The organism is Chitinophaga sp., from assembly GCF_036566945.1.
Lineage (GTDB): Bacteria > Bacteroidota > Bacteroidia > Chitinophagales > Chitinophagaceae > Chitinophaga.
This window is the reverse complement of record NZ_DATCVJ010000380.1, coordinates 1-8,566: the sequence shown is the minus strand read 5'-3', so window position 1 is coordinate 8,566 and position 8,566 is coordinate 1. Positions and strand designations below refer to the sequence as shown.

The window sequence follows — 8,566 nt, the reverse complement described above, 5'->3', positions numbered from 1 at the left end:
CAAAATCTGGAAAATCAGTATAATCAGTATAATCCTGAGAAAGACAAAATCCGGAAAATCAGTATAATCAGTATAATCCTGGACAAAGACAAAATCGGGAAAATCATCTAAATCAGTATAATCCTGAGAAAGACAAAAATTCGCACGCTTTTTTCCCGATTGCGTAAATCGTTTTCCCGATCCGATCATCCCCGCAGCCCGCTTTAACGTTTCTTTGCACAAAATTACTGTAGTGAAGCACTTTTATTTTATCATTAGCCTGGTATTCATCAACCTCACCGTACTTGCTCAAACTGGTACTATTAAAGGGAAAATCAATTCAGCAGACGGACATCCGGCGGCATTTGTCACCATTGGATTAAAGGACACCAAGAAAGGTACCCTTACCAACGAAGACGGAGAATTTGCCTTGAAAAACGTAAAACCAGGTAATTACATCCTGGTGATCTCCTGCACAGGTACCAAAACCCTGAACAGCCAGGTAACAGTAGGTGCGGATCAGGTAACTGCCGTAACATTTGCACTGGAAGCCACTTCCAGTCAGCTGAATGAGATTGTGGTTGACGGAACACATACCAGAACGATCAATAAAAGACCCGTAAGCATTGGTAAATTACCGGTGCCGGCGATGGATTTGCCACAGGCAGTAGCGCTGATTGGCCACGAAGTAATTGAAAATCAACAGGCACAGCGCATGAGCGATGTGGTAAAAAATATAAATGGTGTGTATATGGCTTCTACCAGAGCCGGTACCCAGGAAACCTTTAACGCCCGTGGTTATAGCTTTTCCAGCACCAATACCTTTAAAAACGGCGCCCGCGTTAACTCTGGTGCAATGCCGGAAATGAGCTCCCTGGAAAGAGTAGAAGTGCTGAAAGGCAGCGCCGCTATCTTATACGGTAACGTAGCCCCAGGCGCCATTATGAACATGGTCACCAAACAACCTAAGTTCAATTTTGGCGGAGAAGTGAGCGTTCGCGCTGGTAGCTTCGGACTGCTGAAACCAACTTTCGATGTATATGGACCAATGTCCAATAAAGTAGCTTACCGCGTGAATGGTACTTTCGAAACGGCAGATAGCTACCGCGATCAGGTACACTCCAAACGTTATTATATCAATCCCTCTTTCTTATTCAAACTGAGCGAGCGTACAGAGTTACTGGTGCAGGCAGATTACCTGAAGCATGACTTCACTCCTGATTTTGGTATCGGATCTATTGGTGATACCGCTATCAATAAAGTAGCACGCAACACCTTCTATGGTGAAGGGTGGAACTATGCACATACGCAGCAAGCCACTACTTCCGCCAATATCAGACATAAGCTGGGTGGAAAATGGGCCCTGAATGGTGTGGTGTCTTATTCTAAATACAAACGTGATTATTACTCCCTGGAAAGAATACAGGCAAAAGGAGATGGTAAGCTGTTGCGTCCTTTAGGTGCTAATGCTACCAACGAAGATTATTTTTCCGGTCAGGTAGATGTAACCGGAACTTTCAAAACCGGTTCCCTGGAACATACCGTGCTGGCGGGTGTAGATGCAGACAGATATCTGACTGGCACCTATGCTTACGCAGTACCTTCTATTAATAAGACTGCCGGTATCTACGACAGCATCAACGTACTGAATCCTGCTATGTATCCCCGTCGCACCGATATGCCGGGCGATACCCTGAAATCAGTATCTAATGCACCGGTGAACAGAGTAGGTGTGTATGTACAGGACCTGATCAGCATTTCAGAAAAACTGAAATTCATGGCAGGTATCCGTTACTCTTATCTGCAAACAGCATCTCCGGTAGTGTACGACTTTAAAGGTGGTAAAACAGTAGGAAAATCAAGATATGATCAGGCATTTTCTCCTCGTTTGGGATTAGTATACAAACCTATTGCCACAACAGCGGTATTTGCCAGCTACTCTACTTCCTTTACACCTAACAGCGGACAGGATATATATGGCCAGAACCTGCAACCATCTATCATCACACAATATGAAGCTGGTGTGAAAAATGATTTCCTGAAAGGGTTGTTATCTGTAAACGTAACTGCTTACCGCATCAGAAATAATAACTATACCCAAACCGCACCATTTGACAAAAACGGCGCACCGAACAATAACACCAACTTCAAAGCACTGATTGGTGAAACCCTGAGCCAGGGTGTGGAACTGGATATCGCCGGTCATCCATTGCCAGGTCTGGACGTTATTGCAGGTTATAGCTATAACAGCATGACGATTGAAAACACACCGGGTGTAAAAGGTAGCTCTATTGCAGGTGAGCGTTTGGTAGGAAATCCTAACCACACCGCTAATGCCAGCGTATTCTATACCCTGCAGCAAACAAAGCTGAAAGGTTTGAAAGTGGGTGCTGGTTACTACTACCTCGGTCAGCGTTTTGCAGGATGGAACAACACCATTGGTCAAACGCAAACCTATAACCGCCTCATCTCTGTACCTGGTTTCTCTACCCTGGATCTGAGCGCAGGCTACAACTTCAAACGTTTTGGCGTGATGGCGAAAGTGTCTAACGTAACCAATACCTACAACTATTACGTACACGAAAACTATAGCATTAATCCAATACCGCCTACCCAGTTTACCGGAACGGTATCGTATAAATTCTAAGTGGTTATAACTATTTATAAGCAGCAGCCGGCTCTCCAAAAGGGGCCGGCTGTTCTTTTTATATTACTCAAATCCCGATCTGAGCAATGGATTTTTATGTGGATAGCCGCCTGCAACGCAGCTTTGCAGGTATAAAAATTTCACATGAGAAAACGGATATTGTCATTGTTATTATGTTTGCCCGCATGGATATACGTACACGCACAAACGAATTTAGCCCAACAGCTCGACCCAATTTTATCCGCCGCTATTTCACCCTCTGATCCCGGTGTGGTAGTATTGATCGCAAAAAAAGGAAAGATCATTTATGAAGCAGCTGTTGGCAGCGCCAACCTGGAATTGAAGGTGCCATTGAAACCGGATATGGTGTTCCGGATCGGGTCTGTTACCAAACAGTTTACGGCGGTAGGCATCCTGCAGCTCATAGAGCAGGGCAAAATTTCCCTGCAGGATAGTGTACAGCAATATCTGAAAGACTTTCCCAACAAAGGCGCTACTATTACCATAGAAAATTTGTTAACCCATACTTCCGGTATTACCGACTACACGGCGATAGATAGCGATATCCCCTTTATTGAACGACGGGATTTTACCCCGGAATTTATCATCGACTATTTTAAACAAACGCCACTGGAGTTTAAACCCGGTACCCGCTATGGCTACTCCAATTCCAACTATACCTTGCTGGCCTATATCATTGAAAAAGTGACCGGGATGCCCTATCATCAGTACCTCGCTGAAAAGGTGATCCAGCCCGCCGGTTTGACGAATACCCGTTTTGCCGGTGAAAAAACGATCGTGCCATTACGGGTTACCGGATACACCCGGGATAATGGTTTTTATGAACATTGCGATTATCAGACCCTCTCCATTGGCTACGGCTGTGGTGATTTGTTGTCTACCGCCCAAGATCTCAATAAGTGGAACGAAGCCCTGTTGGCAGGTAAATTAATCCGTGCTGCTACGCTGGAACACGCCTATACGCCTTATAAACTGGCCGACGGCACTTTTTCTGTTTATGGCTACGGATGGTTTATCAATCAAGTCAACGGCAAAAAGTGTATTCATCATGAAGGGCAAACAAGTGGCTTTATTGCGCTGGAAAAATATTTTCCTGCGGAAGAATTGTACACCGTTATTTTAACCAATGTAAAATCAGGGGAAGACAAAACCGATTTCAGCAACCGGCGTTTTAAACTATTTGCGCAAGTCGAAGCGCTCGCCCTCGGAAAAGCGCCGCCGGCAGCCATCACCATGAGCGATCAGCAGCTGGACAGCTTTACCGGAACCTACCAGGCGGGAAAACAAACCATCGCCATCCGCCATAAGAAAGGAACCTTAATCTGTGATGCCTCGATGGAAGGACGTTTTAAGCTGTTGCCGGTAGGGACGGATAAATTTATTATAGAAAATGTGACACCGGTTTCCAGCTTTGCATTCATACGCGACAAAGCCGGAAAGGTCGTAGAATTAATAGCGATGCAATCCACCACTTTCGACTGGCGGAAAGTAGGAGCGGATACTTCGGCGGTCAATGAATCATTAAAGGCATACGCCGGCAAATACCAATTGCCCACTATGCGGAATACCTTTACCACCATTACAGTGCGCAACCATACCTTAATGGCATCGTCTACTACGCCTTTGCCAGACACGGACCTGGTACAGACAGGCCCGGATCAGTTTAGATCAAATACACCGGAATTTGATTTTCAGTTTGTCTTTGTAAGACAGCCTAACGGTGAGGTACAAACGCTGCGGATCACGCAAGGGCCGCTTCATTGTAGGAAGATCAGGTGAGTATTTAGTCTTGGGACAGGATTATACTGATTTAGATGATTTTCCAGATTTTTACTTTTTGATTTTGTCAGATTTAAAAAGATTATCGAAGCCTGGTGAGCAGATTCTCATCGGTCTTCGATAATCTTTTTATTCTTTTCTAATCCTGAAAAACAAAATCTGGAAAATCATCTAAATCAGTATAATCCTGGGAAAGACAAAAAATCGCACTATTTACAGGCACCCGATTCCAGCGGGATACTATCAAATTTCAACTGGCTGTTGTCGGCAGGGAACACAGGAATTCCCTGCTGATCGAAGCTTTCAGGAATCGCTTCAAACGCCTGTTCTTTCGTCACTTTAAAGACAACCGGCCGGCTGCTTTCCACGCCTTCGCTGAAGAAAACGTATTTGCCACGAATAATTTCATGGTTACGAATGCCTCTGAACTCGCCGGCATTTTTATCTTTCTCAAAAAAATTATATACCAGTCTGCCTGTGGCTACACTATCCTGGTAGCTCAGGGTGAGCTGTATGGTATCTCTGCCTACAGCTTTTTCATAGCAGTTCACTTTTTTTTCGGTTTCTACAGGTGGTAGCGAATCTGCCACTACAGTGTTTTGTTGTTGCCCTTGCTGATGGCAGGATACGAGGATGCCAGCTCCGAGCGTCAGTACTATATAAGGTATTTTCATCTCCTGAAATTAAACAAAAAGCCGCAAACCCCTTTTGCCGGAGCCTCCTTTTTATTTCGAAAAAAAGATGGTAATTATGTTGCCCGGCACTGGCTATGGCCTATTGGCCGATGACAAAAAAACAATCTTGCACAAAACGATAATGACGGACAATGAAAAAACTGGTATATGTTTTAACGGGCGTGAGTTTGATCGCTGTTACCTGTTTCGGCAAAAGTAGTGTGTGGCCGGTAGTAGTACCACCGGTGGTAATACCCGATACACCCGCCACCGTGGCGGCATGCAGCAAATGTATGGTGGTGGCGGAGCAATCGCAGCACAGGATTGTGATCGTAGATGTTAACACCAGTGCGGTTATCTGGGAATGGAAGCCGGAAACGTCCAACGTAAAACCGGAACATGTGAAATGGTTTAGCAACCCCAGCGACGCAAAAGCCGTATACAATAATCAGTACATCCTGACGAACGCCTCCGGTGGAGGTGTGGCCCTGATCAGGATAGCAGATAAAAAAACGGTGTTCTACGCCTATGCCGGTGGCAACACCCATTCCGCTGAACTATTGCCCGATGGTAATATTGTCAGTGCGTCCAGTACCGGGAATTACCTGATGCTGTTCAAAACAGATACGCTTCAATTCCCGGAGGGCGTATATACGAAAAAGGTGGCCATCGACTTTGGCCACAATGTAGTGTGGGACGCGGGGCAGCAAAGACTCTGGTCTGCTGCCATGGCTACCATCCGGTCGTTCCGTTATAATTTCAATTGCGCTGCCCCCGACCTGATACCGGATACCATCATCCATATACCCGGTACAGAAGCACATGACCTGTTCCCCGTATATGGTGAAAATAACTTATGGCTGACGAATACCACCAACGTATATACGTTTAATGTGATTAGTAAACAACTTAGCCAGGCAAATGTGCTGCAGGCCAACATTAAGAGTGTTTCTTCCGGTGGGAGCGACTTTCCGGTACTCCTCGTAAGACCCAAAGAATCGTGGTGGACGGACGAAGTACTGGATGCGAAAGGGAATAGTATCTTCTCCCGAAAAGGATGGAAAATTTATAAAGCAAGATGGGTAATACCCAACACCTTCAGCTATCCGGTCAATGATCAGCTGCACCTGTGCCCGTAAATGCCGCGGTTTTTTGTCTTTCTCAGGATTATACTGATTTTGATGATTTTCAAGATTTTATTTTTTACAGGATTATAAAAGATTAGCGGAGATAAATGCGAATATATTTGCATTTATCTCCGCTAATCTTTTACCAATCTTCTAAAATTCTATAAAAAATAAAATCTTGAAAATCATCAAAATCAGTATAATCCTGAGAAAGACAAAATCCGCGTTAATCTTCGTACTTTTGCCCCCAAATGCAAAAAGAAAAATACTCATTAGGTAATATCCTTACCAATCTCAAGATCGATTCACTCAATGAAATGCAGCAGGCATCAGTGGACGCGAACAAGCAACACGCTGATGTAATTCTGTTGTCGGCAACCGGTTCCGGTAAAACGCTGGCATTTCTGCTGCCTATACTGGAACAACTGGACCCTGCCAATAAAAATACGCAGGCGCTTATAGTAGTACCTTCCCGCGAACTGGCCCTTCAGATAGAGAAGGTGTTCAAACTCATGGGAACCGGTTATAAAATTACTGCCTGTTATGGTGGCCACCTGAGGGAAACAGAAGAAAATAACCTCATACAGCCGCCAGCAGTGATTGTTGGAACTCCCGGCCGCCTGGGTGATCATATCCGCAGGGAAAATATCACCGTTGCTGCCGTTGAAACGCTGATACTGGACGAATTCGATAAAACACTGGAACTTGGTTTCCAGGAGGAAGTGTCTTTCATTATTGAATCCCTTCCCAATGTTAAAAAACGTATCCTGACTTCTGCTACCGAATCAGTGGAAATACCGGAGTTCCTGGCCCTCAACGAGCCACAGAAACTGGATTTTCTGCCGGAAGAAGGCACACCAGTGGCCAGACTGACCATCAAAGAACTGCTGTCGCCCGAAAACGATAAGGTAGAAACCCTGTTTCGCCTCATCTGCTACCTCGGTAACCGTTCTACCATTGTATTCTGTAATCATCGCGAAGCAGTGGAACGTACCAGCAAGATGCTGTCAGAAAAAAGTATCATCAACACCTTCTACCATGGCGCCATGGAACAGCAGGAACGTGATGCCGCCCTCTGCAAATTCCGCAATGGTTCTGTGAATGTACTGGTCACCACCGATCTGGCTGCCCGCGGCCTCGATATCCCGAATATCCGTTATATCGTACACTTCCACCTGCCGCATACAGAAGATAGCTGGACGCACCGTAACGGTCGTACCGCCAGAATGGAAGCCAGTGGTACCGCCATCGTGATTCTGTCTCCGGACGAAAAACTGATGCCTTACCTCGCGGATGAAGTCGTAGAAAAAATTGAACTGCCGGAAACTTCCACTTTGCCCGATAAGCCAAAATGGACCACCATTTTCATTGGCGCCGGTAAAAAAGATAAAGTAAATAAAGTAGATATCGTAGGCTTCCTCTCTAAAAGAGCCCACCTGAAACAGGAAGATATCGGGTTAATTGAAGTGAAAGACTTCTTCTCGTTTGTGGCGGTAGTGAAATCCAAAGTAGGACATGCACTGGAGCAAATCAAGAACGAAAGAATCAAAAATAAGAAAGTGAAGATTGATATCGCGAGATAACAATCTGTTTATATTATTAGAAAGCAGCGATCGGATGGTCGCTGCTTTTTTATTGTGCGGATATTGTCTTGGGACAGGATTATACTGATTTAGATGATTTTCCAGATTTCTATTTGCTGATGTATTGGATTTTAAAAGATTTTGGGAGATATAAGCGAAAATATCCGCGCATATCTCCCAAAATCTTTTAAAAATCTTACAAATCAAAAAAGTAAAAATCTGGAAAATCATCTAAATCAGTATAATCCTGTCCCAAGACAAAAGCTCGCAGGGTGGTTTAACTCCATTGGTATATTTTTTCTATTTTTAAAGACGAATATAGACAAATGCGTACAAAGAGTAACAAACCAGAAATCCCGCAGTATGTGTTGAACGACTTCCGTCACCTGCATCGCAAGGAAGACGACACCTCTGATTTTGGGTATAACAACCTGGAAGCGGCGAAACGTATTCCGGGTTTTGAAGTGTATTCCAGTGAAGGGTTGCGGCCGGCCATAGGTCCCCTCAAATCTGATTTCTATCGCATCAGCATTACGTTGAGTGGCAGTGTAGATGTGCAATTGGGACTGGAAAAATTCCAGCATCGGGCGGGCACGCTGAGCTTTACTTTTCCGGGGCAGGTATTCAGCAAGGATAATATCAGCGCAGATACTTTTGGCTATTATATTTTATTCGATGCCAATTTCCTGGAGGAAATTATTCCGGCTGGTAAAATACCGGTAGAATTTCCTTTCTTCGACTACTCCGGCGTACCTT

At 44.8% G+C, this 8,566-nt stretch carries 5 protein-coding genes and 1 pseudogene; 5 read left to right on the top strand and 1 reads right to left on the bottom strand.

The features are described 5' to 3' along the window. The first annotated feature begins 232 nt into the window (after positions 1-232). Together VIP81_RS11210 and VIP81_RS11205 are read left to right on the top strand one after the other, a co-directional pair. Positions 233-2,626, top strand: coding sequence for a TonB-dependent receptor (locus tag VIP81_RS11210; protein ID WP_331959982.1), 2,394 nt, complete (start codon positions 233-235; stop codon positions 2,624-2,626). Between the two features lie 144 nt (positions 2,627-2,770). Further along, positions 2,771-4,426 (top strand): serine hydrolase domain-containing protein, encoded by a 1,656-nt coding sequence (locus tag VIP81_RS11205; RefSeq protein ID WP_331959979.1) that lies wholly within the window; start codon positions 2,771-2,773, stop codon positions 4,424-4,426. Between the two features lie 209 nt (positions 4,427-4,635). Here VIP81_RS11205 and VIP81_RS11200 read toward each other — a convergent pair whose 3' ends face one another. Beyond that, a complete protein-coding gene (locus VIP81_RS11200; protein WP_331959976.1) occupies positions 4,636-5,100 on the bottom strand; it encodes a hypothetical protein in 465 nt (154 codons plus the stop codon). A 152-nt stretch (positions 5,101-5,252) separates the two neighbouring features. On the opposite strand from VIP81_RS11200, the gene VIP81_RS11195 reads away from it, so the two are divergent. The 3 genes and pseudogenes from VIP81_RS11195 to VIP81_RS11185 form a co-directional block, all read left to right on the top strand. Beyond that, positions 5,253-6,239: a DUF6528 family protein gene (locus VIP81_RS11195; RefSeq protein ID WP_331959973.1), complete on the top strand. Its 987-nt coding sequence runs from the start codon at positions 5,253-5,255 to the stop codon at positions 6,237-6,239. Positions 6,240-6,478: 239 nt separating this feature from the next. Next, positions 6,479-7,810, top strand: coding sequence for a DEAD/DEAH box helicase (locus VIP81_RS11190; protein WP_331959970.1), 1,332 nt, complete (start codon positions 6,479-6,481; stop codon positions 7,808-7,810). A gap of 326 nt (positions 7,811-8,136) precedes the next feature. Beyond that, positions 8,137-8,566, top strand: a pseudogene (locus tag VIP81_RS11185) (AraC family transcriptional regulator); the annotation flags it as partial.